General features: G+C 60.5%; 19 protein-coding genes. 3 read left to right on the top strand and 16 right to left on the bottom strand.

The genetic code is table 11. The features are described 5' to 3' along the window. Window positions 1-20: 20 nt before the first annotated feature. The 3 genes from rpoD to rpsU form a co-directional block, all read right to left on the bottom strand. Window positions 21-1,871, bottom strand: a complete 1,851-nt coding sequence (rpoD, locus tag CKW37_RS13300; protein WP_095156168.1) for an RNA polymerase sigma factor RpoD — start codon at window positions 1,869-1,871, stop codon at window positions 21-23. 67 nt (window positions 1,872-1,938) lie between these two features. Further along, on the bottom strand, window positions 1,939-3,915 hold the full coding sequence (gene dnaG / locus CKW37_RS13295) for a DNA primase (protein ID WP_095156167.1): 1,977 nt from the start codon (window positions 3,913-3,915) through the stop codon (window positions 1,939-1,941). A 324-nt stretch (window positions 3,916-4,239) separates the two neighbouring features. Further along, on the bottom strand, window positions 4,240-4,455 hold the full coding sequence (rpsU, locus tag CKW37_RS13290; RefSeq protein ID WP_002551877.1) for a 30S ribosomal protein S21: 216 nt from the start codon (window positions 4,453-4,455) through the stop codon (window positions 4,240-4,242). A gap of 201 nt (window positions 4,456-4,656) precedes the next feature. Here rpsU and tsaD point away from each other — a divergent pair, with 201 nt between their 5' ends. After that, on the top strand, window positions 4,657-5,682 hold the full coding sequence (tsaD, locus tag CKW37_RS13285; RefSeq protein WP_095156166.1) for a tRNA (adenosine(37)-N6)-threonylcarbamoyltransferase complex transferase subunit TsaD: 1,026 nt from the start codon (window positions 4,657-4,659) through the stop codon (window positions 5,680-5,682). A 26-nt stretch (window positions 5,683-5,708) separates the two neighbouring features. Here the strand turns inward: tsaD and plsY are convergent, their stop codons facing one another. Beyond that, window positions 5,709-6,278, bottom strand: coding sequence for a glycerol-3-phosphate 1-O-acyltransferase PlsY (gene plsY, locus CKW37_RS13280; protein ID WP_095156165.1), 570 nt, complete (start codon window positions 6,276-6,278; stop codon window positions 5,709-5,711). 74 nt (window positions 6,279-6,352) lie between these two features. Between plsY and folB the strand changes: the two genes are divergently transcribed. After that, complete coding sequence (folB, locus tag CKW37_RS13275) at window positions 6,353-6,706, top strand: dihydroneopterin aldolase (protein ID WP_095156164.1); 354 nt, start codon at window positions 6,353-6,355, stop codon at window positions 6,704-6,706. Continuing rightward, window positions 6,697-7,212 carry a 2-amino-4-hydroxy-6-hydroxymethyldihydropteridine diphosphokinase gene (gene folK, locus CKW37_RS13270; protein WP_095156163.1) on the top strand — a complete coding sequence of 172 codons (516 nt, stop codon included), beginning with the start codon at window positions 6,697-6,699 and terminating at the stop codon, window positions 7,210-7,212. The genes folB and folK overlap by 10 nt, the downstream gene beginning before the upstream one ends. 15 nt (window positions 7,213-7,227) lie before the next feature. Here folK and CKW37_RS13265 read toward each other — a convergent pair whose 3' ends face one another. From CKW37_RS13265 to ltrA, 12 genes are all read right to left on the bottom strand, one after another. Beyond that, entirely contained in the window at window positions 7,228-8,457 is a 1,230-nt protein-coding gene (locus CKW37_RS13265; RefSeq protein WP_095156162.1) for a multifunctional CCA addition/repair protein, read from the bottom strand. A 60-nt stretch (window positions 8,458-8,517) separates the two neighbouring features. Then, window positions 8,518-10,080 (bottom strand): SpoVR family protein, encoded by a 1,563-nt coding sequence (locus CKW37_RS13260; protein ID WP_095156161.1) that lies wholly within the window; start codon window positions 10,078-10,080, stop codon window positions 8,518-8,520. Continuing rightward, window positions 10,077-11,348 carry a YeaH/YhbH family protein gene (locus tag CKW37_RS13255; RefSeq protein WP_095156160.1) on the bottom strand — a complete coding sequence of 424 codons (1,272 nt, stop codon included), beginning with the start codon at window positions 11,346-11,348 and terminating at the stop codon, window positions 10,077-10,079. Before CKW37_RS13255 ends, CKW37_RS13260 begins: the two co-directional genes overlap by 4 nt. Before the next feature lie 136 nt (window positions 11,349-11,484). After that, window positions 11,485-13,407 (bottom strand): PrkA family serine protein kinase, encoded by a 1,923-nt coding sequence (locus tag CKW37_RS13250; protein ID WP_095156159.1) that lies wholly within the window; start codon window positions 13,405-13,407, stop codon window positions 11,485-11,487. A gap of 281 nt (window positions 13,408-13,688) precedes the next feature. Then, window positions 13,689-14,018, bottom strand: coding sequence for a thiosulfate sulfurtransferase GlpE (gene glpE / locus CKW37_RS13245; protein WP_095156158.1), 330 nt, complete (start codon window positions 14,016-14,018; stop codon window positions 13,689-13,691). A gap of 32 nt (window positions 14,019-14,050) precedes the next feature. Continuing rightward, window positions 14,051-14,908, bottom strand: a complete 858-nt coding sequence (locus CKW37_RS13240) for a symmetrical bis(5'-nucleosyl)-tetraphosphatase (RefSeq protein WP_095156157.1) — start codon at window positions 14,906-14,908, stop codon at window positions 14,051-14,053. Beyond that, window positions 14,908-15,288, bottom strand: coding sequence for a Co2+/Mg2+ efflux protein ApaG (apaG, locus tag CKW37_RS13235; protein WP_095156156.1), 381 nt, complete (start codon window positions 15,286-15,288; stop codon window positions 14,908-14,910). Before apaG ends, CKW37_RS13240 begins: the two co-directional genes overlap by 1 nt. Window positions 15,289-15,387: 99 nt before the next feature. Then, complete coding sequence (rsmA, locus tag CKW37_RS13230) at window positions 15,388-16,194, bottom strand: 16S rRNA (adenine(1518)-N(6)/adenine(1519)-N(6))-dimethyltransferase RsmA (RefSeq protein WP_095156155.1); 807 nt, start codon at window positions 16,192-16,194, stop codon at window positions 15,388-15,390. Then, entirely contained in the window at window positions 16,191-17,180 is a 990-nt protein-coding gene (pdxA, locus tag CKW37_RS13225; protein ID WP_095156154.1) for a 4-hydroxythreonine-4-phosphate dehydrogenase PdxA, read from the bottom strand. Before pdxA ends, rsmA begins: the two co-directional genes overlap by 4 nt. Further along, the gene (gene surA / locus CKW37_RS13220) at window positions 17,177-18,493 is read right to left on the bottom strand and encodes a peptidylprolyl isomerase SurA (protein WP_095156153.1); all 1,317 of its coding nucleotides are present in this window, start codon (window positions 18,491-18,493) and stop codon (window positions 17,177-17,179) included. Before surA ends, pdxA begins: the two co-directional genes overlap by 4 nt. Next, on the bottom strand, window positions 18,474-21,245 hold the full coding sequence (locus CKW37_RS13215) for an LPS-assembly protein LptD (protein ID WP_095156152.1): 2,772 nt from the start codon (window positions 21,243-21,245) through the stop codon (window positions 18,474-18,476). The genes surA and CKW37_RS13215 overlap by 20 nt, the downstream gene beginning before the upstream one ends. A 151-nt stretch (window positions 21,246-21,396) precedes the next feature. After that, window positions 21,397-23,094, bottom strand: coding sequence for a group II intron reverse transcriptase/maturase (gene ltrA / locus CKW37_RS13210; protein ID WP_095156151.1), 1,698 nt, complete (start codon window positions 23,092-23,094; stop codon window positions 21,397-21,399). Between the last annotated feature and the right edge of the window lie 937 nt (window positions 23,095-24,031).

The raw sequence follows: 24,031 nt of genomic DNA, 5'->3' as shown, positions 1-24,031 counted from the left end.
GCGGGTGCCGGGGTTTGTCATTACTCGTCGAGGAAGGAGCGTAGATGCTCGCTTCGCGTCGGGTGGCGCAGCTTGCGCAGCGCCTTGGCTTCGATCTGACGGATCCGTTCACGGGTCACGTCGAACTGTTTGCCGACCTCTTCGAGGGTGTGATCGGTGTTCATGTCGATACCGAAACGCATGCGCAGCACTTTGGCTTCGCGTGCGGTCAGGCCCGAGAGCACGTCACGGGTTGCTTCCTTGAGGCTTTCGACAGTGGCGACATCGATTGGCGACTGCATGGTCGAGTCTTCGATGAAGTCACCCAGATGCGAATCTTCGTCGTCGCCGATCGGGGTTTCCATGGAGATCGGCTCTTTGGCGATCTTCAGTACCTTGCGGATCTTGTCCTCAGGCATTTCCATGCGTTCGCCCAGCTCTTCCGGGGTCGGTTCGCGACCCATTTCCTGCAGCATCTGCCGGGAAATGCGGTTGAGCTTGTTGATCGTCTCGATCATGTGCACCGGAATACGGATGGTGCGGGCCTGGTCGGCGATCGAACGGGTGATCGCCTGACGAATCCACCAGGTGGCATAGGTCGAGAACTTGTAGCCGCGACGGTATTCGAACTTGTCCACCGCCTTCATCAGGCCGATGTTGCCTTCCTGGATCAGGTCGAGGAACTGCAGGCCGCGGTTGGTGTACTTCTTGGCGATCGAGATAACCAGACGCAGGTTGGCCTCGACCATTTCTTTCTTGGCACGACGAGCCTTGGCTTCACCGATCGACATGCGACGGTTGACGTCCTTGATCTCGGCGATGGTCAGACCGGTTTCGGCTTCGAGGTCGACCAGCTTCTGCTGGCAACGCACGATGTCCGCGTCCAGACGACCCAGGGCTTCAGCCCATTTGGTGCTGCGCTTGGCGAGGTCGCCGCTCCAGGTCATGTCGACTTCGTTGCTCGGGAACAGACGCAGGAAGTCGGCGCGTGGCATGCGGGCGTCACGGACGCACAGTTGCATGATGGCGCGTTCCTGGGCACGCAGACGCTCAAGTGCACCGCGAACACGCTCGACCAACACTTCGAACTGCTTCGGAACCAGCTTGATCGGCATGAACAGCTCGGCCAGTGCCAGCAGCTCGGCAACGCCTTGCTTGCTGCCGCGACCATGCTTCTTCAGGATCTTGGTGGTAGCTTCCAGTTGTTCGGCGACGGCACCGAAACGTTGGCGCGCGATTTCAGGATCGGGACCGCTTTCGGTCTCTTCCTCTTCTTCGGCACCTTCTTTCTCTTCGTCTTCGTCCTCGTCACCTTCGGCCTTGGCCGGGGCTTTCGGATCGACAGGCGGAGGCACTTCGGCCGGCGGTGCAATACCGTCGTCCGGGTCGATGTAGCCGCTCAGGACGTCGGACAGCCGACCGCCTTCGACGGTAACGCGATCATATTCGCCGAGGATGTATTCGACGGTACCGGGGAAGTGAGCGATAGCGCTCATTACTTCACGGATGCCTTCCTCGATCCGCTTGGCGATTTCGATTTCGCCTTCACGGGTCAGAAGCTCGACGGTACCCATTTCGCGCATGTACATGCGCACTGGGTCGGTGGTGCGACCGATATCGGTTTCCACAGCCGCCAACGCTGCTGCGGCTTCTTCGGCTGCGGCTTCGTCGGTATCGGCTTCGGCCAACAAAAGGGCATCCGCATCCGGAGCACTCTCGAATACGTTGATCCCCATGTCGTTGATCATGCGGATGATGTCTTCCACCTGTTCCGGATCTGAAATATCCTCCGGCAGGTGGTCGTTGACCTCCGCGTAAGTCAGGTAGCCCTGCTCACGACCGCGGGTGATCAACTCTTTGATGCGAGACTGCTGTTGCGCTTTTCCGGACATAACACCCTATCCACTGAAGGTCTTGGCGGGCAAAAAACAAGCCGAGGATTATACCCGAGCATGGACCTCACGCGCCAGTTGAGGTCGGGGTTTGTGCGGGAACATTGCGACTCAGCAGGTCGCGCAGCTGATTTTTTTCCTCTGCGCTCAATTCGCTTTGACGTGCTTTTCTGAGCAGATGTTCCAGGCTGCGCTCGCGTTGGCGAGCGGACAAGCTAGTTATAGTGTCGAAAAACTGTTGTTCAAGGTTGTCGGCATCGATCAGCCATTCCTTTTCCGCGAGCGCCCGCAGCAGACGGCCTTGTTCAGTGCCGTGCCAGCGTGCGATCAACTGTAATGAGCGTAGCTCAGGTTTTTTTTGCAGCGCTTCGACCAGTGCTACCAGCAGTTGCGCGTGAAGATGTTCTTCGGCGGCAAAATGGCTGGTTTCCTCGACTTTCCTCGCCAGTTCCGGGTGATGCAGCAAGGTCCGCAGGGCGATGATGGTCGGTGGTTCGACCGAGGTCGGGACCCATGCCGGGTGGAATTCCTGGCGTTTGCCATTGCGATCCCACGGTTTGCCCTTCTTGCCCTGGCCGTCCCATTTCTTCTTCTGCTGCTGGCCGCCCTGGTTGGGCGTCCATTGCGGCTGGGGCTGGAAATGCTCCGGCTGGTGGAAGTCGCTGTAGTCCTGGCTGTAGTCCGGAATCGCATCGTAGTCGATGCCCGGGTCGTAGGCCGGCGGCGCCTCGCGCGGCGCGCTCTGGGCCAGTCGCTCGACCTGCTGGTTGTCCAGCCCGGTGATTTCCTTCAGGCGATTGCGCATCAGGGCGCGCAGGTTGGCGCCCGGCACTTTGTCGATCAGCGGTGCGGCGAGGGTGGCCATGTGGGCCTTGCCTTCGAGCGAGCGCGGATCGGCTTCCTCGGTCAGTTGCTGGAAGAAGTAGTCGGCCAGGGGCTGAGCGTGCTGGTTGATGCGGGCGCGGAAGGCATCGGTGCCTTCGGCGCGTACCAGGGTGTCCGGGTCTTCACCTTCGGGCAGGAACAGGAAGCGCGCCTTGCGGCCATCCTGCAGGCTCGACAGCGCTGCTTCCAGTGCACGCCAGGCGGCGTTGCGGCCGGCCTGGTCGCCGTCGAAGCAGAACAATACGCTGGGCACCACGCGGAACAGGCGTTTGAGGTGTTCCTCACTGGTCGCTGTGCCCAGGGTTGCGACGGCATTGCGCAGGCCTTGCTGGGCGAGGGCGATGACGTCCATATAGCCCTCGACGACGATGATCTCGTCGAGGTTGCGGTTGAATTTGCGTGCCTCGTACAGCCCGTACAGCTCCTGGCCCTTGTGAAAGACCGGGGTTTCCGGGGAGTTGAGGTATTTCGGCTTGTCGTCGCCGAGTACCCGGCCACCGAAGGCGATCACTCTGCCGCGACTGTCGCGGATCGGGAACATGACCCGGTCGCGGAAGCGGTCGTAGCGCTTGCCGGATTCGGCGTTCTCGATGAGCAGGCCGGCGTCGATCATGGCCTTTTGTTGCAGGGTGTCGCTGCCCAGATGCTTGAACAGGTTGTCCCAGCCGGGCGGGGCGAAACCGAGGCCAAAGTCGCGGGCGATTTCCCCGGACAGGCCGCGACCCTTGAGGTAGTCCACCGCCGCCTTGCGGGTCGGGTGGCTTTTCAGGGCCTGGCGATAAAACTCGGCGGACGCGGTGAGCAACGGGTAGAGCGGCGAATCGGTCGGCTGGCGCGGCTTGTGTCCGCGACCGCTTTCTTCGCGGGGGATTTCCATCCCCGCAGCCTTGGCCAGTTCTTCGACAGCCTGGGGAAAGTCCAGGTTGTCGTGGTCCATGATGAAGCCGAGGGCGTTGCCGCCGGCGCCACAGCCGAAGCAGTAATAGAACTGCTTGTCGGGGCTGACGCTGAAGGACGGGGTCTTTTCCTTGTGGAACGGGCAGCAGGCGGTGAGGTTCTTGCCGGCTTTTTTCAGCTGGACGCGAGAACTCACCACATCGACGATGTCGGTGCGGTTCAGAAGGTCGTCAATGAAGCTTTGGGGAATCAACCCGGCCATGGCTCTCTCGTCGTCAGGCGATAACAAAGTCTATCGCTAATGCAGCGGGAACGACGGTGCATTCGAAGCAGGTGTCGAATGGCATGACGCAAAAACGGAAAGAAGGGTGTGCTCGTCTGCAGCCCGTAAGGGCTCGTCAGTGGTGACGTGCACGGCTGGCGTTGAGGCCAGTTCTGACGATTTAAGCAGGCTTGCCCGCGCTGATAAACAGTCTGGGCGTCTCTGGCATCACGACCTGGGTCGCTGCCGGAGTAAACAGCAGAACATCTGCCGGCAGCCCGGCTGTAGGCCGGGCAAGGCAGAAGCTTGCGACGAATGTCTGTATTAGTACAGACGAACGGCGCGGCGCTGTTCGCGCTGAACTTTCTTGGCGTGACGCTTAACAGCGGCTGCTGCTTTGCGCTTACGCTCAGAAGTTGGCTTCTCGTAAAATTCGCGGCTACGAACTTCAGCCAGTACACCGGCTTTTTCGCAGGAGCGCTTGAAACGACGCAGAGCTACGTCGAAGGGTTCATTCTCTTTAACTTTGACGGCTGGCATCCAGAGCTACCTTCATTCATTACCGGGGTCAACGAACTCGTGGCAGAAATGTGCACTGGAGTAACGTCGGTTTTAAGGGTTGCGGATGGTAACTCTTAGCTGGGCGGAATGCAAAGCCTCTGATCGAAAACCGCTGGTCGGCACCGGGAGCGGGGACTATCATGCGCGCCTTCGAATTCAGCCTCGACAAGGCAAACACCCATGCTAGTACTGGGATTGGAAACATCCTGCGATGAAACCGGCGTCGCGCTCTACGACAGCGAGCGAGGCCTGCTGGCCGACGCGTTATTCAGCCAGATCGACCTGCACCGCGTCTACGGCGGCGTGGTGCCCGAGCTCGCTTCGCGCGATCACGTCAAGCGCATGCTGCCGCTGATCCGCCAGGTTCTGGCCGAAGCCGATTGCGCGCCTACCGAGATCGATGCGATCGCCTACACGGCCGGCCCCGGCCTGGTCGGTGCGCTGCTGGTGGGCGCCTCTTGCGCCCAGGCCCTGGCCTTTGCCTGGGACATTCCGGCGTTGGGCGTCCACCATATGGAAGGTCATCTGCTGGCGCCGATGCTGGAAGAGCATCCTCCGGAATTCCCGTTCGTCGCCTTGCTGGTGTCGGGCGGCCATACGCAACTGGTGCGGGTCGATGGCATTGGCCGTTACGAGCTGCTCGGCGAGTCGCTGGACGACGCCGCAGGCGAGGCCTTCGACAAGACTGCCAAGCTGATCGGCCTGAATTATCCGGGCGGTCCTGAAATTGCGCGCCTGGCAACCCAGGGCGTGCCCGGCCGCTTCGTATTCCCGCGGCCGATGACCGATCGTCCGGGTCTGGATTTCAGCTTCAGTGGTCTGAAAACCTTCGCCCTCAATACCTGGCAGCAGTGCAAGAGCGCTGGGGACGACGGCGAGCAAACCCGTTGCGACATCTCCCTGGCCTTCGAGAAGGCGGTGGTAGAGACTCTGACCATCAAGTGCCGTCGCGCATTGCAGCAGACCGGCCTGAAGCGCCTGGTGATCGCTGGCGGCGTAAGCGCCAACAAGGCGTTGCGCGCGTCCCTCGAGGATATGACTGCGGGACTCAAGGGCAATGTGTATTACGCCCGGCCGCAGTTCTGCACCGATAACGGCGCGATGATTGCCTATGCGGGATGCCAGCGCCTGGCGGCGGGCCAGAAGGAAAGCCTGGCGATCAGCGTGCAGGCACGCTGGCCGATGGAACAGTTGCAGGCGATCTGAAGGTGAATCCTGTTCATTCGGCGCGTTCAGAAATGCCGTTCGCGCCCGGCGAACAGGTCGCGTAGATTGCCGCGATGACGCCAGACGATGAGCAAGGTCAACAGGCTCATTGGCAACAACGCTTCAGGCTCGCGCCAGGCCAGCAGTGGCAGGGTGAGGGGTGTTGCGATCAGGGCGGCCAGCGAGCTGGTGCGGGTCAGGTAGAAGGTCAGCAGCCAACTGCTGATGGCCAGCAGGGCGGCCGGCGGGTAGAGGCCGAGCAGCATGCCGGCGGCGGTGGCGACACCCTTGCCGCCGCGGAAGCGGAAGTACACCGGGAACAGGTGGCCGATGACCGCGCTGACGCCGATCCAGGCCTGCTCTTGTTGGTCCAGGCCAGCCGAATGGGCGAGCAGTATGGGCAATAGCCCCTTGCACAGGTCGCCAAGCAGGGTCAGGATCGCCAGTTTCCGCCCTGCCAGACGCAACATGTTGGTGGCGCCGGCATTGCCTGAACCGCTCAGGCGCGGGTCCGGGCTACCGCTCAGGCGGCTGAGGACGATGGCGAAGGACAGAGAGCCGAGCAGGTAGGCGAATAACGCCAGTAACCAAAACATGCTAACTATTCCGGGCGAGGACGCCCTGATTCTAACGGCGCAAGTCGCCCTTGTCGTGCTGTGGAGAGAAGTGCTTGGACAGAGTGTTCATCGAGGGGCTGGAAGTCGACACCGTGATCGGTGCCTACGACTGGGAACGTGGCATTCGCCAGTGCCTGCGGCTGGACCTGCGGTTCGCCTGGGATAATCGCCCGGCGGCAGCGGGAGACGACCTCACCCTCGCCCTGGACTATGCCAGCGTCTCGGCGCGAATCCAGGCATTTGCCGAACAGACGCAGTTCCAGTTGGTGGAAACCTTCGCCGAGCGTCTGGCCCAGGTGCTGATGGCCGAGTTCAACATTCCATGGCTGCACTTGAAGCTGACCAAGCCCGGCGCGGTGCCTGCGGCTTCGGGAGTTGGTGTGGAGATCGAGCGCGGATGCCTCTGATACGGGTCTACCTGGGCCTCGGCAGTAATGTCGAGCGCGAACGGCACCTCAGTGCCGGCCTCGACGCACTGGCCGGTTTTCTCCAGCAAATGGAGTGTTCCGCCGTCTTCGAAAGTCAGGCGGTGGGCATCAAGAGCGGGCCGTTTTTCAATCTGGTGGTGACCGGCCTGACCGATCTGCCGCTGATCGAACTGGATCGCCGGCTCAAGTTCATCGAGGCCGACAACGGCCGCTATGCGCCGGAGCGCAAAGGGCTGCCGCTGGACATCGATGTGCTGATGTACGGCGACCTTCACGGCAACTTCGACGGCCTGATCCTGCCCCGTGCCGAAATTCTGAAAAACGCTTTCGTTCTGTGGCCGCTATCGCTGATAGCGCCGACGCTGCTGCATCCGGGCGCCGGCAAGACCATGGCGCAGCTATGGAGCGAGGCGCAGATCGACCAGGTCCTCGCCCCCGTGCCGTTCCTCTGGAGCGACCGGCAGTTGACTCCGCAAGGGCTCTGATCGAGCGCCGCGAACTCAGTTCGCGGCGTTTTCCTTGTAGGCTTTCAGCGCATTCAGACGCGCTTTCTTCAGTGCTTCGCCCAGTGCCTGCCCGGTGTAGCCCTGCTGCACCAACGGCTGCACGGCCACTTCTCTCGCCGCCGCCGCCGCGCCGCGCAGATATTCCGCCTGTGGATAAGCACGATCCTCCAGCCCCAGCCGACCCCGCGCATCCATTTCGCAAGCGGCAATAAATTCTTCGAACCGCTGTGGGCGCCGATACACGTCGAAACGTTGCAGCAGCTCCAGCAAGGTCGAGGGCTTCAGTTCCAGGGCGCGATGGCCGTGGGTGTGGAACTCGCCTACCAGCAGCGCCAGCTCCTGGCAGTCGCGCGGTGCCTTGAAGCGCTGGTTGACCGCTTCGATCAATTTCAGGCCGCGATGTTCATGGGCGATATGTCGGGGCCATTCGGCTTCCGGCGTGGCGCCCTTGCCCAGGTCGTGGAGCAGGCAGGCCCAGCGCACGGTCAGTGGATGCTCATGCCGCGCGGCTTGTTCCAGCACCGCAAGCGTATGGGCGCCGGTATCGATTTCCGGGTGATGGGCGACCGGCTGGGGCACGCCGAACAGGGCGTCCAGCTCGGGCATCAGTTGCTTGAGTGCGCCGCAGTCGCGCAGGACCTGAATGAATACTTGGGGGGCGTCTTCCATCATTGCGCGGGAAATTTCCTTCCAACTGCGCTCCGCGGTGAGGGCCTGCAGTTCGCCTGACTCGCTCAACTGACGCATCAGTTCCAGGGTTTCAGGGGCCACCGTGAAACCGAGCCCGGCAAAGCGCGCAGCAAAGCGTGCGACGCGCAGGACCCGCAGAGGATCTTCGGCGAACGCGGGGGAAACATGGCGGAGAATGCGGTCTTCTAGGTCTTTCTGGCCGTTGTAGGGATCGGTCAGATTACCGTCGCTGTCTTCGGCCATGGCGTTGATGGTGAGGTCGCGGCGGATCAGGTCCTGCTCAAGGGTGACCTCCGGACTGGCATGGAACGTAAAGCCGCCGTAGCCAACGCCACTCTTGCGCTCGGTGCGGGCGAGGGCATATTCCTCGCCGCTCTTGGGGTGCAGGAACACCGGGAAATCGCTGCCTACCGGGCGAAAGCCCTGGGCCTGCATCTGTTCGACCGTGGCGCCAACCACCACCCAGTCGTTGTCGGTGACCGGCCTGCCGAGCAGGCGGTCACGCACGGCGCCGCCGACTTTGTAAATCTGCATGAAAAACCTCCGTAGATGCCCCACAGGATAACCTGTGTGACATCACGGAGGCTGCCTGGGTTACAGGTGGACGACGGCGAGATCGAGGCGACCGTGGTCACCGTCTGAGTGCTCCCCCCGTGGCGGAACATGATGGGTTTTCATGATCTGCTCGCCCTGCAGGGTTTCGAGGTGAATATCGAAGCCCCAGAGACGGTGCAGGTGCTTGAGGACTTCCTCGGTGGAGTCGCCCAGTGGTTTGCGGTCGTGTTGTTGGTGGCGCAGGGTGAGCGAGCGATCGCCGCGGCGGTCGATGCTCCAGATCTGCACGTTGGGTTCGCGGTTGCCGAGGTTGTACTGGGCCGCCAGGGTTTCGCGAATGACGCGGTAACCGCTCTCGTCATGGATTGCCGGGACCAGCAGGTCGTCGCGCTGATCGTCATCCATGATGCTGAACAGTTTCAGATCACGAATGACCTTGGGCGAGAGGTACTGCAGGATGAAGCTCTCGTCCTTGAAGCTGCTCATGGCGAACTTGATGGCGGACAGCCAGTCGCTGCCGGCGATGTCGGGGAACCAGCGGCGGTCCTCTTCGGTTGGGTGCTCGCAGATGCGGCGAATGTCGGTGTACATGGCGAACCCCAGCGCATAGGGGTTGATGCCGCTGTAGTAGGGGCTGTCGAAGCCGGGCTGGAACACCACACTGGTGTGGGACTGGAGGAATTCCATCATGAAACCGTCAGTGACCAGGCCTTCGTCGTACAGGTCGTTCATCAGCGTGTAGTGCCAGAAGGTTGCCCAGCCTTCGTTCATTACCTGGGTTTGACGCTGTGGATAGAAATACTGGGCGATCTTGCGCACGATGCGCACGATCTCACGCTGCCAGGGCTCCAGCAGCGGCGCATGTTTCTCGATGAAGTAGAGAATGTTCTCCTGAGGCTCGGCAGGGAAGCGGCCGGCGTCCTTGTCGCTGGACTTGTCAGCTCCTTTAGGGATGGTGCGCCACAGGTCGTTGATCTGCTTCTGCAGGTGTTCTTCGCGGTCTTTCTGCCGACGTCGCTCTTCTTCGGCGGAAATCGGGTAGGGCCGTTTGTAGCGGTCGACGCCGTAGTTCATCAGGGCGTGGCAGGAGTCCAGCAGGTCTTCCACGGCGTCGATGCCGTGGCGCTCCTCGCACTGGGTGATGTACTGCTTGGCGAACACCAGGTAATCGATGATCGAACTGGCGTCGGTCCAGGTGCGGAACAGGTAGTTGCCCTTGAAGAAGCTGTTGTGCCCGTAGCAGGCGTGAGCCACCACCAGGGCCTGCATGCAGATGGTGTTTTCCTCCATCAGGTAGGCGATGCAGGGGTCGGAGTTGATCACGATCTCGTAGGCCAGGCCCATTTGACCGCGGCTATAGGATTTTTCCGTGCTCAGGAAGTGCTTGCCGTAGGACCAGTGGTGATAACCCAGCGGCATGCCCACCGAGGCGTAGGCGTCCATCATCTGCTCGGCGGTGATCACTTCGATCTGGTTGGGATAAGTGTCCAGGGCGTAGCGCTCTGCCAGGCGGCTGATCTCGCGGTCATAAGCCTGGATGAGCTCGAACGTCCACTCGGACCCGGTGGAAATGGGATGGCGTTTCTGCTCTCTGGCGGTCATGTCACTAACCTGCGCTGGAAGAGTTCACGGAAGACCGGATAGATATCGCCGGCCGACACCAACTGTTGCTGGGCGAACGTGTCAGCAAAGGCTTCGCCGATACGTTCGTATTCGTACCAGAGGGCCTGATGTTCGCGGGGCGTGATTTCGACGTAAGTGTAGTACTGCACGAACGGCATGATCTGCTTGCTGAGGATCTCCCGGCAGATGGGCGAATCGTCGTTCCAGTTGTCACCGTCCGAAGCCTGGGCGGCGTAGATGTTCCACTCGCTGGCCGAATAGCGTTCGGCCATGATTTCCTGCATCAATTTCAGCGCGCTGGAGACGATGGTGCCGCCGGTTTCGCGTGAATAGAAAAACTCTTCTTCGTCCACTTCGCGGGCGCTGGTGTGATGGCGGATGAATACCACTTCGATGCGGTCGTAATTCCGCTTCAGGAACAGGTACAGCAGGATGAAGAAGCGCTTGGCGATGTCCTTGGTGGCCTGGGTCATGGAGCCGGAAACGTCCATGAGGCAGAACATCACGGCTTTGGAGCTCGGGTTCGGGTGTTTGACCAGCAGGTTGTACTTGAGGTCGAACGTGTCAAGGAAGGGGATGCGGTGGATACGGGCGCTCAGGCGCTCGATTTCCGCTTCGATTTCCTGAATGTCGCCGAAATTGTCGGGTTCTTCGCGTTTCAGCCGTTCCAGCTCTTCCCGTACCTCGCGCAGGCGCGCGCGGCTGCTGCCGGACAAGGCGATGCGCCGGGCATGGGCCGAACGCAGGGTGCGGATGATATTGATGCGCGACGGGTTGCCTTCGTTGCTGATGCCGGCGCGTACGGTCTTGAAGGTGTCGGTGCCGGTCAGGTGGCGTTTGACCAGGTTGGGCAGTTCCAGGTCTTCGAACATGAATTCGAGGAACTCTTCCTGGGTGATCTGGAAAACGAACTCATCCATGCCTTCGCCGGAATTGCCCGCCTTGCCACGGCCGCCGCCGCCCCCGCCGCCTTGTGGGCGCGGAATGTGCTCGCCAGCAGTGAATTCCTTGTTGCCAGGATGAACCACGGTCTGTTTGCCACCACGTCCGTGGTGAAGAACAGGTTCGTCGATATCGCGTCCGGGAATGCTGATCTGCTCGCCGTGTTCCATATCGGTAATGGAGCGGCGGCTTACGGCTTCCTCGACGGCTTTCTTGATGTGGTCACGGTAACGCCGCAGAAAGCGCTGGCGGTTGACCGTGCTCTTGTTCTTGCCGTTCAGGCGTCGGTCGATTACATAGCTCATGGGCCCCTCCGGTAATGCAGCCGCAAGCGTCAAGCTACGCGCTGCAAGTAAAAGCATCCGCCGCCACCATGAGCTGCGCGGTGTGCCTTGGGCACCCGCGACCAGCTCGTGGCTTGTGGCCTACTGCTTGCAGCTTTTACTGGGATTTTCTGACCCGCAGGTACCATTCCGAGAGCAGGCGAACCTGTTTGTCCGTGTAGCCGCGCTCCACCATCCGCGTAACGAAGTCGTTGTGTTTCTGTTGATCCTCTTTGCTGGCCTTGGCGTTGAAGCTGATGACGGGCAGGAGGTCCTCGGTGTTGGAGAACATTTTCTTCTCGATGACCACCCGCAGTTTTTCGTAGCTGAGCCAGGTCGGGTTCTTGCCGTTGTTGTTGGCCCGGGCGCGCAGTACGAAGTTGACGATCTCGTTGCGGAAATCCTTCGGATTGCTGATGCCGGCCGGCTTCTCGATTTTCTCCAGTTCTTCGTTGAGCGCGATGCGGTTGAGGATCTCGCCGGTTTCCGGATCGCGGTATTCCTGATCCTGAATCCAGAAGTCCGCGTACAGCACATAGCGGTCGAAGATGTTCTGGCCGTATTCGCTGTAGGACTCCAGGTAAGCGGTCTGGATTTCCTTGCCGATGAACTCGATGTAGCGCGGTGCCAGGTATTCCTTCAGGAAGCGCAGGTAGCGTTCGCGCACTTCGGCGGGGAATTGCTCCTGCTCGATCTGTTGTTCCAGCACGTACAGCAGGTGAACCGGGTTGGCCGCCACTTCATGAGGGTCGAAGTTGAACACCTTCGACAGGATCTTGAAGGCGAAGCGGGTCGACAGGCCGTTCATGCCTTCGTCCACGCCAGCGCTGTCGCGGTACTCCTGGATCGACTTGGCCTTTGGATCGGTGTCCTTGAGGTTTTCCCCGTCATAGACACGCATTTTCGAATAGATGTTCGAGTTTTCCGGCTCTTTGAGGCGCGAGAGAACGGTGAACTGGGCCAGCATTTTCAGGGTGTCGGGCGCGCAGTGCGCCTTGGCCAGGGAGCTGTTGAAGAGAAGTTTGTCGTAGATCTTGATCTCGTCGCTGACGCGCAGGCAATACGGCACCTTGACGATGTAGATCCGGTCGATGAACGCCTCGTTGTTCTTGTTGTTGCGGAAGCTGTGCCATTCCGATTCGTTGGAGTGGGCCAGCAGGATCCCGGAGTAAGGGATCGCCCCCAGGCCTTCGGTACTGTTGTAGTTGCCTTCCTGGGTCGCGGTCAGCAGCGGGTGCAGGACCTTGATCGGCGCCTTGAACATCTCGACGAATTCCATCAGGCCCTGGTTGGCCCGGCACAGCGCGCCCGAATAGCTGTAGGCATCGGCGTCGTTCTGCGGGAATTCCTCGAGCTTGCGGATATCCACCTTGCCCACGAGGGCCGAGATGTCCTGGTTGTTCTCGTCGCCCGGCTCGGTCTTGGCCACGGCGATCTGGTTGAGGATCGAAGGGTAGAGCTTGACCACCTTGAACTGGCTGATGTCGCCGCCGAATTCGGCCAGGCGCTTGGTCGCCCAAGGGGACATGATGGTGCTCAGGTAGCGACGCGGGATGCCGAAGTCTTCTTCCAGAATCGCGCCATCCTCGGTGGCATTGAACAGCCCCAGTGGTGACTCGAAGACCGGCGAGCCCTTGATGGCGTAGAAGGGCACCTTCTCGATCAGTTGCTTGAGTTTTTCCGCCAGGGACGATTTACCGCCACCTACCGGGCCGAGCAGGTAAAGGATCTGTTTCTTCTCTTCCAGACCCTGTGCGGCATGGCGGAAGTAGGAAACGATCTGATCGATGCATTCCTCCATGCCATGGAAATCCTCGAAGGCCGGATAACGCCGGATGACCTTGTTGGAGAAGATTCGCGACAACCTGGAGTTGTTCGAGGTGTCGACCAGTTCCGGCTCCCCGATGGCCATGAGCAGGCGCTCAGCCGCCGAGGCGTATGCGCTGCGGTCGTTCTTGCAGAGCTCTAGATACTCCTGCAGCGAGAGCTCTTCCTGACGGGTGGACTCGAAGCGTTGTTGGAAGTGGCTAAAAATACTCATGACGTCACCTCGCTCGATACGTGGAGCCGACGCCGGATCAGTCAGCTGATGCTGGCATGCAATCGGGATGGACGATTGCTGTATACCCCCCAGAACACCTTGAAATCGCTACCGATGACCCGCACGCCGGTGTACCGGCTCTCCCCTTTTTGGATGGCCTGGGCTTAAGGATAGTTCGGAATCCGGGAGGTCAAGGACGGAAGGGCGATAAGTTCGCCATGACCGTTCGTCTGGTCAGGCGCGAGCCCGCACGGGACGCGGGCTGCGGGGAATTTAAAAAATTATTCGGACGTCCCTTGGCTGGTTTCCGCCGGGTAGGTGCCGCGCCACAACTCGAAACCGCCGTCGAGGCTGTAGACCTCCGAGAAGCCCTGGCCAGCCAGGTACGCTGCCGCGTTCTGGCTCGAGTTGCCGTGGTAGCAGACCACCACGGTGGGGGCGTCCAGGTCGGCGTTGCGGATGAAGTCGGCAACCGACTGGTTGTCCAGGTGATGGGAGCCTGCGATGTGGCCAGTGGCGTAGCTTTGAGGGTCGCGAATGTCGACCACGACCGCACCTTGTTCACGCAGCGCCTGGGCCTGCTCGGGAGGGATGCGTTTGAATTCGCTCATGGGGCGGTTTCCTTCAGCAGTGACGGGCCATTCTAGCCGTTTGTGTGGGGCGTGGCAGGTGGGGCCGAGGGGCCTTTGGGCTTGCAGTCGCAGCGCTGGATTTCGCCGCTGTCGACATTCATCAGGGTCATGGCGCCGCCCCACACGCAGCCGGTGTCCAGGGCGAAGACCCCAGGCGCATTGCAGCGGCCTTCAAGGGCCGCCCAGTGGCCAAAGATGATCTTCACGTGCCGCGAGCGGCGGTCCTTGTGGGCGAACCAGGGCTTGTAGCCGGGCGGGGCGGTGTCGGCGCCTTCCTTGCCCTTGAGGTCGAGCTTGCCGTCCACGGTGCAGAAGCGCATGCGGGTGAAGTAGTTGGTGATGACGCGCAGGCGGGTGACGCCGGTAAGGTCCTTGTTCCACTTGGCCGGTTCGTTACCGTACATGCCGTCCAGGTAAGGCTTGAGGCGGTTGTCGTCGCGCAATACCTCTTCGACCTCGGCGGCCAGGGCCAGGGCCTTGGCCAGGGTCCACTGCGGTGGAATGCCGGCGTGAACCATCACCGTGCCGCGGGCTTCGTCGAAATGCAGCAGCTTCTGCTGGCGCAGCCAGTCCATCAGCTCCGGTGCGTCCGGTGCGTCGAGCACTTCGCGCAGGGTATCGCTCTTTTTCAGTCGCTCAATGTTGTGCCAGGCCGCCAGCAGGTGCAGGTCGTGGTTACCCAGCACGCAGACCAGCGAGTCGCGCATGCCATAGAGGAAGCGCAAGGTTTCCAGGGACTGCGGGCCGCGGTTGACCAGATCGCCCACCAGCCACAGACGATCGACGGCGGGGTTGAAGTTGACCCGTTCGAGCAGGCACTTGAGCGGCTCCAGGCAACCCTGCAGATCGCCGACGGCATACGTCGCCATCAGTGCAGGGCCCCGGGAACGGCAAGGCGGAACGGCGCGATCACCGCTTCGAAGCGCACGCCGTCTTCGGCGAACATCTGGTAGCTGCCCTGCATGGTGCCGACCTTGGCGGACAGCACCGCACCGCTGCTGTAGGTGTGGCTCTGGCCCGGTGCGATCAGTGGCTGCTGCCCCACCACGCCGTCTCCGCGAATCTCTTCCACCTTGCCGCTGCCATGGGTGATGACCCAGTGACGGGAGATCAGCTTGGCCGCCAGGGCGCCGTTGTTGCTCACCGTGATGGTATAGGCGAACGCAAACTGCTCGTTCTCGGGGTTGGACTGTTCCGGGAGGAAGCGGGTGACGACGCTGACGTCGACCTGATAGCGCGGTTCGGACATGCGAGGGGCCTTCAATACAAGCGGATGTTGCGAAGGAGTCAGTCTAGGCCATTGGCCGGTGCGCCGGCCAGCTTCGGAAGGAAGCTGGCCGGGCTTGTATTAATTGGCCGGCGCTTGCTCGGCCAGCTTGTCCGCCAGACGGACAAACGCGGCCAGGTCGAGCTGCTCGGGACGCAGGCTGCCGTCGACACCGGCGGCTTCGATGGCATCGCTGCTGAGCAGGGCCTTCAAGGTGTTGCGCAAGGTCTTGCGGCGCTGGTTGAAGGCTTCGCGAACGACGCGCTCCAGCAGCCGGTGGTCCTTGGCCGGATGAGGCAGGGTTTCGTGAGGCACCAGGCGTACGATCGCGGAGTCGACTTTCGGTGGCGGATTGAATGCGCCCGGGCCGACGTTGAACAGGTGCTCGACCCGGCAGTGGTACTGCACCATGATCGACAGGCGTCCCCAGTCGCCACCGCCAGGGCCTGCGGCCAGGCGCTCGACTACTTCTTTCTGCAGCATGAAGTGCATGTCGCGGATCAGGCCGGCGTTGTTCAGCAGGTGGAAGATCAGCGGGGTGGAGATGTTGTACGGCAGGTTACCGACCACCCGCAGGGCGCGTGGTTCGGCGCCGAGTGTGGTGAAGTCGAACTTCAGCGCGTCGCCCTGGTGCAGGCGGAAGTTGCTGCGGTCGGCAAATTGCTGGTTGAGGATCGGCACCAGGTCCTTGTCCAGCTCCACCACGTCCAGTTGCGCGCCGCTGCTCAGCACGCCTTCGGTCAGGGCGCCCTGGCCAGGGCCGATCTCCAGGATGTGTTCGCCGGCCTTGGCATTGATGGCGCGCAGAATGCGATCGATCACGCCAGCGTCGTGCAGGAAATTCTGGCCGAAGCGCTTGCGCGCCCGGTGTTGGTATTGCTCAGTCATAGTCGGGTCTCGGCCATCTGGTAGGCGGTTTCCAGTGCGACCTGCAGGCTGCCTGTGTCGATCTTGCCGGTGCCGGCAAGGTCCAGAGCGGTACCGTGATCCACCGAAGTGCGGATGATCGGCAGGCCGAGGGTGACATTCAGTGCGGCGCCAAAGCCCTTGAACTTGAGCACGGGCAGGCCTTGGTCGTGGTACATCGCCAGCACTGCATCGCAGTGCTCCAGATATTTGGGGGTAAACAGTGTGTCGGCGGGCAGCGGACCGCGCAGGTCCATGCCTTCGCCACGCAGGCGTTCCAGCGTGGGCTCGATGATGTCGATTTCCTCGCGACCCAGATGGCCACCTTCGCCGGCATGCGGGTTGAGTCCGCAGACCAGGATGCGCGGAGCGGCGATACCGAATTTCTGTTGCAGGTCGGCATGCAGGATCCGCGTGACCCGCTCGAGGCGTTCCACAGTGATGGCGTCCGCCACATCGCGCAGGGGCAGATGGGTTGTCACCAGGGCGACGCGCAGGCCGCGGGTGGCGAGCATCATGACGACCTGGGCGGTGTTGGTCAGTTCGGCGAGGAATTCGGTGTGTCCGGAGAAAGCGATGCCGCTCTCGTTGATCACGCCCTTGTGTACCGGGGCGGTGATCATGCCGGCGAAGTGCCCGTCCAGGCAGCCCTGCCCGGCGCGGGTCAGGGTTTCCAGGACGAAGGCGGCGTTGGCCTTGTCCAGCGTACCCGCGACTGCCTTGTTCGCCAGTGGCGTATCCCAAACGTACAGGCTGCCGGCTTTGGCGGGCTGATCGGGGAAGGCAGCGGGGCTGACTGGCAGCAGTTCGACAGCCACACCCAGTTGCGTGGCCCGCTCGGCGAGCAGGTCACGGCTGGTGATGGCAATCAGGGGATAAGGCTGGGCTTGCGAGGCGAGCAGCAGGCAAAGGTCAGGACCTATGCCGGCCGGCTCGCCGGGTGTGATGGCGAAGCGCTGAGGTTTCACTGGGCTGCCTGTTCGGCGCCAGGAAGCTTGATCTCGACGTAGGCTTCGTCGCGGATCTGACGCAGCCAGCTTTGCAGCTCTTCGTCGTACTTGCGGTTGCGCAGTACGGTCATGGCCTGTTGCTCGCGGGCCTGGGCAGTGCTGTCAGTGGCGCGACGACCAAGGACTTCCAGTACGTGCCAGCCATATTGGGTCTGGAACGGCTTGGACACTACGCCTTGCTGGGCGTGGGCCATGACTTCGCGGAACTCGGGTACCAGGGCGTTCGGGTCGATCCAGTTGAGGTCGCCGCCGTTGAGCGCCGAGCCCGGGTCTTCCGAGAAGCTCTTCGCCAGTTCGGCAAAGTCTTCACCCGCCTGGATGCGATCGTACAGGCGCTGGGCCAGGACCTTGGTCTCGGCTTCGCTGCGGATTTCGCTTGGCTTGATCAGGATGTGGCGTACATGGACTTCATCACGCAGCTGGGTTTGGCCGCCGCGCTTTTCCTGCAGTTTTAGGATGATGAAGCCGCCTGGCGTACGGATCGGCTCGGTGACGTCACCAACTGCCATGGATCCGAGCATCTTGTCGAATGGAGGTGGCAACTGGGCCGCTTTGCGCCAGCCCATCTCGCCGCCTTCCAGCGCGGTTTCGCTAGCTGAGCGGGCGATTGCCAGCTGGGCGAAGTCGGCGCCTTGCTTGAGCTGCTGATAGATCTCGCCGGCCTGACGGGCAGCGGCCTGGATCGCGTTGGAACTGGCGCTTTCCGGGGTCGGGATCAGGATGTTGGCCAAACGGTATTCTTCCGACAGCTGCACCTTGCCCAGATCCGAGGCGAGGAAGTTCTTCACTTCCTGCTCGGACACCTGGATGCGCTCGGCAACCCGGCGCTGGCGTACGCGGCTGATGATCATCTCGCGACGGACCTGCTCGCGGGCGTCATCAAAGGACAGGCCATCATGGGCCAGGGCAGCGCGGAACTGCTCCAGGCTCATGTTGTTGCGCTGTGCAATGGTGCCGATGGCCTGGTTGAGTTCTTCATCGGTGATGCGGATACCGGAGCGTTCGCCGATCTGCAGTTGCAGGTTTTCGACGATCAGACGTTCCAGTACCTGCTGGTCGAGCACGCTGGTAGGCGGCACCGCGCCGCCCCGCTTGGCGATGGTCTGCTGGACTTCGTGGACACGCTGATCCAGTTGGCTCTGCATGACCACGTCGTTGTCGACGATGGCGACGATCTTGTCCAGGGTCTGCACCGCGGCGTGCGCGGTGCTGCTCAACATCACGGCGCCCAGCACTAGCGGGCGCAGACAATCAATAAGCTTGGTCTTCACGTGTACGGTAACCTTGAATGCCTTGATCGAGGAACGACTCAACCTTGTTGCCCACTACACCACCGAGGCCTTTCAGCACGATCTGCAGGAAGACGCCGTGGTCGCCTTTTTCGTTTTGCGGTGCGTCCTGGCTGAATTCGTCGTAATCGACCCAGTAGCGGTTGATCAGACGCAGCTTCCAGCAGCAGTTGTCATATTCGAAACCACCGAAGGCTTCCAGGGTGCGGTTGCGGTTGTAATCGTGCTGCCAGCGAGCGATTGCGGTCCACTGCGGAACGATCGGCCACATGACGGAGAAGTCATGTTGCTGGATCTTGTAGTAGTCCTTGACGTAGCCCGGTTGGCCTGGAGTTCCGTAGTCGCCGCCTCCCACTGACCATTTACCGGTGGTTTGGTCGTAACGGACCAGATCATTACGGTAGCGGTAGCCGAAGTTGACGATCTTGTTGACGTTATCTTCAGGCTGGTAGTGGAACATGGCGCTTCCCGAACGAGTACTGCGCGTATCCGGGTCCCAGTTGAAGTCGGAAGTCACACGCCAGTCACGATTGAAGCGGAGTTCGTACTCCATGGCATAGGGCGACACGTCAGAGGTCGAATCCTGGCGGATACTTCCGTCAATGCCAGGCAATTGAACCTTGCGATCCTTGAAGTACAGTGCTTGGCCAATACTGAAGCGCTGGCGTTCAAAGCCGTTCTCTTCGATCCAGCGGTTAGTGAGACCCAGAGAGAGCTTGTTCTCGTCACCGATACGGTCATTACCGCTGAAGCGGTTGTCGCGGAAGAGAGAGGAATAGCTGAAGGTCGACTCGCTCGTGTCGAAGATCGGAATATCGCTCTGATCTTTATATGGCACGTAGAGGTAGTACAGCCGTGGCTCAAGGGTCTGGCGATAGTTTTTGCCAAACCACTGAGTGTTGCGATCAAAGTACAGACCGCTGTCCAGGCTAGCAACGGGGATGCTTCGGCTCGGGCTTTGGTCGTAGCTGGCAACCTGGCTTCTGCCTCTCGAGTCCAGATCCAGATCGTACTGGGTATGGACATACTTCAGCGTCGGCTTGAGGAAGCCGTAGGTCCAGTCCATCGGCAAACTGACCTCTGGCGCCAGGTTGACCCTGTTACCGTTGGCGCGAGCCAAGCCTGATACGTTGTTGTCATACCAAGAGGAAAGCTCGCCTTTTTCGTTGCTAAAGTCACCGGAGCGCAGGCTGCGTTCAAAACGCACGAACTCGGTGTTGTAAGCGAAATTCAGGCCCGCCGGTTTGTAAGGGAGCACACCGGAAGCAAACACCTGTGGAAGGCGGTTATAGGGTGTAATCGTTGAGATGTTCGCCATTTCATAGGCATGGACGTTCAATCCAGCCGTAAAACTATCGCCGCGCCAGCTCAGCCCCGCGCGCTGATTGACGTAGTCGGTGCTTTCTACACCAATTTGGTCCGATTCCAGATCCTGGAAGTAGTAAGGATCGCTGATGTCGGTGTAGTCGACTTCAGTCAGCAGGCGCGAGTCCAGCCCACCTTTATGCTGCCAGTTGATCATCCAGCGCTGGTCCTTGTAATCGGACATCTCCTTGCGCTCGTCATCTTTGTCATTCAACCACGCCCCCCCAAACTGCCCCTCGCTGGACTTGGTCAGGTAGCGGAATTCGCCTTCCATCAACAAGCCGCGCTTGGCCATGTAGCGTGGGTACAAGGTGGCGTCGTAGTTTGGCGCCAGGTTGAAGTAGTACGGCGTGACCAGCATGAAGCCGGTATCGCTGCTGGTGCTGAAGGACGGTGGCAGGAAGCCGGACTGGCGACGATCGTCGATCGGGAAGTAGATATACGGGGTGTAGAGCACCGGAATATCTTTGACCCGCAGGGTGACGTTGGTCGCGGTACCGAAACCGGTAGCCGGGTTCAGGGTGATGTTGTTACCCCGGAGCTGCCAGGCGTTGCTGTTCGGCTCACAGGTGGTATAGGTACCGTCCTTGAGGCGAATGATGGCGTTCTCGGCACGCTTGGCGTACAGCGCGTTACCGCGGATGCGCGATTTGTGCATCACGTATTCGGCGTTGTCGACCTTGGCTTCACCGGTATCGAGCTGGATGTCGGCGTGGTCGCCCACCACCAGCGAACCGTTGTCGCGGATTTTCACGTTGCCGCTCAGCTCGCCGCGGTTCTCGGCCTGGTACAGGTTGGCCTCGTCGGCCTCGACCTGCATGCTGCCCTGGCGCATGACCACGTCACCCGCGAGGGTGGCGATCTGCTGTTCCTGTTGGTAGCGAGAGACCTTGGCGCCGATGAAGGTCGGCGACTCGTCCTTTGGCGTGCTGTCATCCATGCCCGGACGGGTGGGTTCGATATAGGCACCGGAGCAATACGGACCGGTCTCGGCGAGTTGCGCCGCGGTCAGCTTGTCGCGTGGAACCCAGTCCAGGTGACTGTAGTCGGCGCTGCGGGACTTCAGTCCACGACCTTTGCTCTCGGTCACCAGCGCGGTGCCGGTGCCTTTCGCTTCGGCAGTGCCTGCGGCGACCTGCTCTGGCGTGGCATTGGCCGAACTGACGGCCGCACCGTCGTGCACCGGGCGCGGCGGAAGGGCGTTCACGCTGGTCTTGGGCTTGCAGTCCCAGCTACCGGAAGCGGAAACTTGGCAGTCGAACTGCTCGGCGGCCACCACGTACGACGTGGCCAGGGGTTGCAGTGCCAGCAAACCGCCGGTGACCAGCAACGGGAATTTTCTACGAAACGCGGGGGATTTCAATGCCATCTTATTAGTCCGGGCTTCCTGCGTGCCATCTGCCCGCGTGTGGGGCCGCACGCCTCTCGATGGTCTGAAAGTCGGGTAGGAAGGAGTCATTGCTGACCCCTCCCCCCCTAAGAACCGTACGTGCGCCTTTCAGCGCATACGGCTCAAGTCTTCACAAAGCCCCCGAGAGGGCCGGTTTGGTCACTTTTAGCCCACGTGCGTGGAGTCGCTGGTGACAAATAGGGTGCAATAGTACCCGGTTGTCCAAGGAGTCTCTACCACCTTGTGAGCGGTAAATGATGTGGTGGTCGTGCCACCCCGTCTCCTTGTTAAGGGGTTGATTGCAGAGCATGCACAGCCCTTTTTGGCTTTTGAACAGGCTGACAACCTGCGTGCGGTACTTCAGCTTTTTCAGCATCCGTTCCGTGCGCAGTTTCTCGCCCATCTCTTCCATTGCGGGGTCGAACGGGTTGAATTCCCCGCTCGTTTTCTTGTGCCGCTCAATCGGTGTGCTCGCGAGCGAGTACAGCGCGATTTCCTTCTTGCCTCCTTTTTCATCCACATCCGTGGCGGTGAACACCCAGGCTTGGTCGCCAATGGATCGGAAGTAGTTCCTCCGTACCCAGTGGAGCGATTTGTTAGGGTGTCGCCGTTTTGCCCAACGCCATAACCGAATGAAGATCCTGTAGTCCATTCGGCTGTAGGCCTGCTTAGCTACGACGGGTTGGTGGTAGTTAGCCCACCCCCGGAGTATCGGGTTCAGCAAGCGGATGAGATCCACCTGCTTACTCGATTTATGTGCGTCGATGACTTCCTTTACTTTGCGATAGAACGCTTGCGCGTTTTTCTTGCTTGGTTTGATCAGGAGCTTCCCGCTGTATTTGCGGAAATTCCATCCCAAGAAGTCGAAGCCTTGATCGATGTGGGTGATGTGCGTTTTTTCCGTTGAGAGTCGTAAGCCTCGGGAAGCCAGGAATTGCTCTACCCATGGTTTGACCTCCGCTTCCAGAATATCTGGGGCATTACCGGTGATGACGAAGTCATCCGCGTACCGCACCACATTGATTTTCAGCTTCTTGGATCTGGCGATGCCCAGATGTTGCCTGAGCAGCGTTTCCAATCCATCGAGCGCCATGTTTGCCAAGGTGGGGGAGATGATCCCACCCTGTGGTGTTCCGGCGTCCGTAGCAGTCAGTTGCCCTTTATGGACAACCCCAGCTTTCAGCCATTTCCGAAGGGTCGACTTGTCTGTGGGGACGTTATCGATCAGCCAGTCATGGTTGATATGGTCGAAGCAGCCGTGGATGTCCGCCTCCAATACCCATTGAGCCGAGACCCGTTTGGATAAGCAGACGAACAACTGCCCCATTGCATCCGCCGTGGAGCGTTCGATCCTAAAGCCGTAGCTGTTTGGATCGCCGCTTGTTTCCGCGACGGGAGCGAGGGCTAGCAGGTGGAGTGCCTGCATGGCTCTGTCTGTCATGGTCGGAATGCCTAGAGGGCGTTCTTTACCATTGGATTTGGGTATGAACACACGCCGTAAGGGGAGTGGTTTATATCCTCGTTGCTTCAAACCGTTGGCCGCTTTCCATTTGGCGTCGGGTGTATCCCAGAGCACGCGATCGACTCCCGCCGTACGCTTACCCTGGTTTTCCGTGACTCTCCGCACGGCCAAGTATCTGGCCGATTTGGAGCGAGTCAGCATTCGTTGCAGAGCTTTCACCCTGCGCCATTTGCCTTCTCGACAAGCCTTCGCAATTCGAATCTGCATGCCTCGGACGCACCTCTCCACGCGACACCATTCGATGTCGTGCCAGTGTAGAGGTGAGTCGGAAAACGCAGACCTGGTCGTAGGACTAGGCTCTTTCATGCTGCTTTCCTCTCAGGTTGATCCCGAGCGGAGGCGCATCTCTCCCGACGGGAAAGATGGTCCCGTCGGGATAAGGTGGATGGCGACGACCTACGTGGTCGTTAACCGTTTCTGGGTGTTACCAGGAAGGCTTAGCGTTGGCACTTAATGCGCCGCCACTCGTCCTTTAATCCCTGAATCGCACCCCGGAGCGGGGCGAAGTAGATAGCCGGTGCTTGTTTTGCAGCCGTGATGAATTCACGAGCAATCCTATTCATCCGATCTCTCCTTTGCCGACCTTCCCGGTGAGGGAAGGTGCCTTGTTGAGTGAGGTTACTCAGACGTCTTGCGACGAAAGACCATGCAGAAGTCTGCCCGGTTTCCCGCGAGGTGATGTTTCAACCTCTATCCGGATCATTACAACCCGGCATTCGCTTTTTCTGCAATCCCCTACCCGCACCGCCAACAGTTTGCCTTGCGGCTCACCTGCCCATGGGGCAGCGATACGGGCTTACCACGTTCCCTACCTACCACACGATTGGGTTAGGGCCTGCCTTTTCACCGGAGGTCTGTGTGACGACGTATCCCCACATCCCACAGAGATATCCGACCTCGTACCTTTTGGTTCATGCCCATAAGCAGCTTAGGCATGGTCATCCTTACGGTGTTTATCAGCAGTTCACATATGTTGCCCATACCAATCAGCCTAGCGCCTTGACCCGGTTCTGCTCCGAGCCGCTACGCTCCCACCTCGCGGGGGGACGCACCCAATGGGGGCTACATTGTTAGAAGAGCTTCACACCCCACCGTTACCAGTGACGCATGTCTTCCTAGGCTACCGCTGGTCGTACAGCGGGTCCGCTACCAACATTAAAGACTGGTTGGACAATGGTAAGCAGAGCTTTCGCTCTGTGCTTTGGTCGAACAAGTACCCCTGACGTCTCACGACGTAGGAAGA

This window comes from Pseudomonas sp. Irchel 3E13 (assembly GCF_900187455.1).
Lineage (GTDB): Bacteria > Pseudomonadota > Gammaproteobacteria > Pseudomonadales > Pseudomonadaceae > Aquipseudomonas.
The sequence above is the reverse complement of the archived record's forward strand: the minus strand, read 5'-3'. Positions and strand labels throughout refer to the sequence as shown.

Coding starts and splice junctions, on each gene's coding strand:
- tsaD (WP_095156166.1), top strand. CDS start 4,657: ATGCTAGTACTGGGATTGGAAACATCCTGCGATGAAACCGGCGTCGCG.
- glpE (WP_095156158.1), bottom strand. CDS start 14,018: ATGAGCGAATTCAAACGCATCCCTCCCGAGCAGGCCCAGGCGCTGCGT.
- CKW37_RS13260 (WP_095156161.1), bottom strand. CDS start 10,080: ATGACCGCCAGAGAGCAGAAACGCCATCCCATTTCCACCGGGTCCGAG.
- ltrA (WP_095156151.1), bottom strand. CDS start 23,094: ATGAAAGAGCCTAGTCCTACGACCAGGTCTGCGTTTTCCGACTCACCT.
- rpoD (WP_095156168.1), bottom strand. CDS start 1,871: ATGTCCGGAAAAGCGCAACAGCAGTCTCGCATCAAAGAGTTGATCACC.
- CKW37_RS13240 (WP_095156157.1), bottom strand. CDS start 14,908: ATGGCGACGTATGCCGTCGGCGATCTGCAGGGTTGCCTGGAGCCGCTC.
- rpsU (WP_002551877.1), bottom strand. CDS start 4,455: ATGCCAGCCGTCAAAGTTAAAGAGAATGAACCCTTCGACGTAGCTCTG.
- CKW37_RS13250 (WP_095156159.1), bottom strand. CDS start 13,407: ATGAGTATTTTTAGCCACTTCCAACAACGCTTCGAGTCCACCCGTCAG.
- CKW37_RS13265 (WP_095156162.1), bottom strand. CDS start 8,457: ATGCAGATTTACAAAGTCGGCGGCGCCGTGCGTGACCGCCTGCTCGGC.
- plsY (WP_095156165.1), bottom strand. CDS start 6,278: ATGTTTTGGTTACTGGCGTTATTCGCCTACCTGCTCGGCTCTCTGTCC.
- folK (WP_095156163.1), top strand. CDS start 6,697: ATGCCTCTGATACGGGTCTACCTGGGCCTCGGCAGTAATGTCGAGCGC.
- rsmA (WP_095156155.1), bottom strand. CDS start 16,194: ATGACTGAGCAATACCAACACCGGGCGCGCAAGCGCTTCGGCCAGAAT.
- dnaG (WP_095156167.1), bottom strand. CDS start 3,915: ATGGCCGGGTTGATTCCCCAAAGCTTCATTGACGACCTTCTGAACCGC.
- apaG (WP_095156156.1), bottom strand. CDS start 15,288: ATGTCCGAACCGCGCTATCAGGTCGACGTCAGCGTCGTCACCCGCTTC.
- CKW37_RS13255 (WP_095156160.1), bottom strand. CDS start 11,348: ATGAGCTATGTAATCGACCGACGCCTGAACGGCAAGAACAAGAGCACG.
- CKW37_RS13215 (WP_095156152.1), bottom strand. CDS start 21,245: ATGGCATTGAAATCCCCCGCGTTTCGTAGAAAATTCCCGTTGCTGGTC.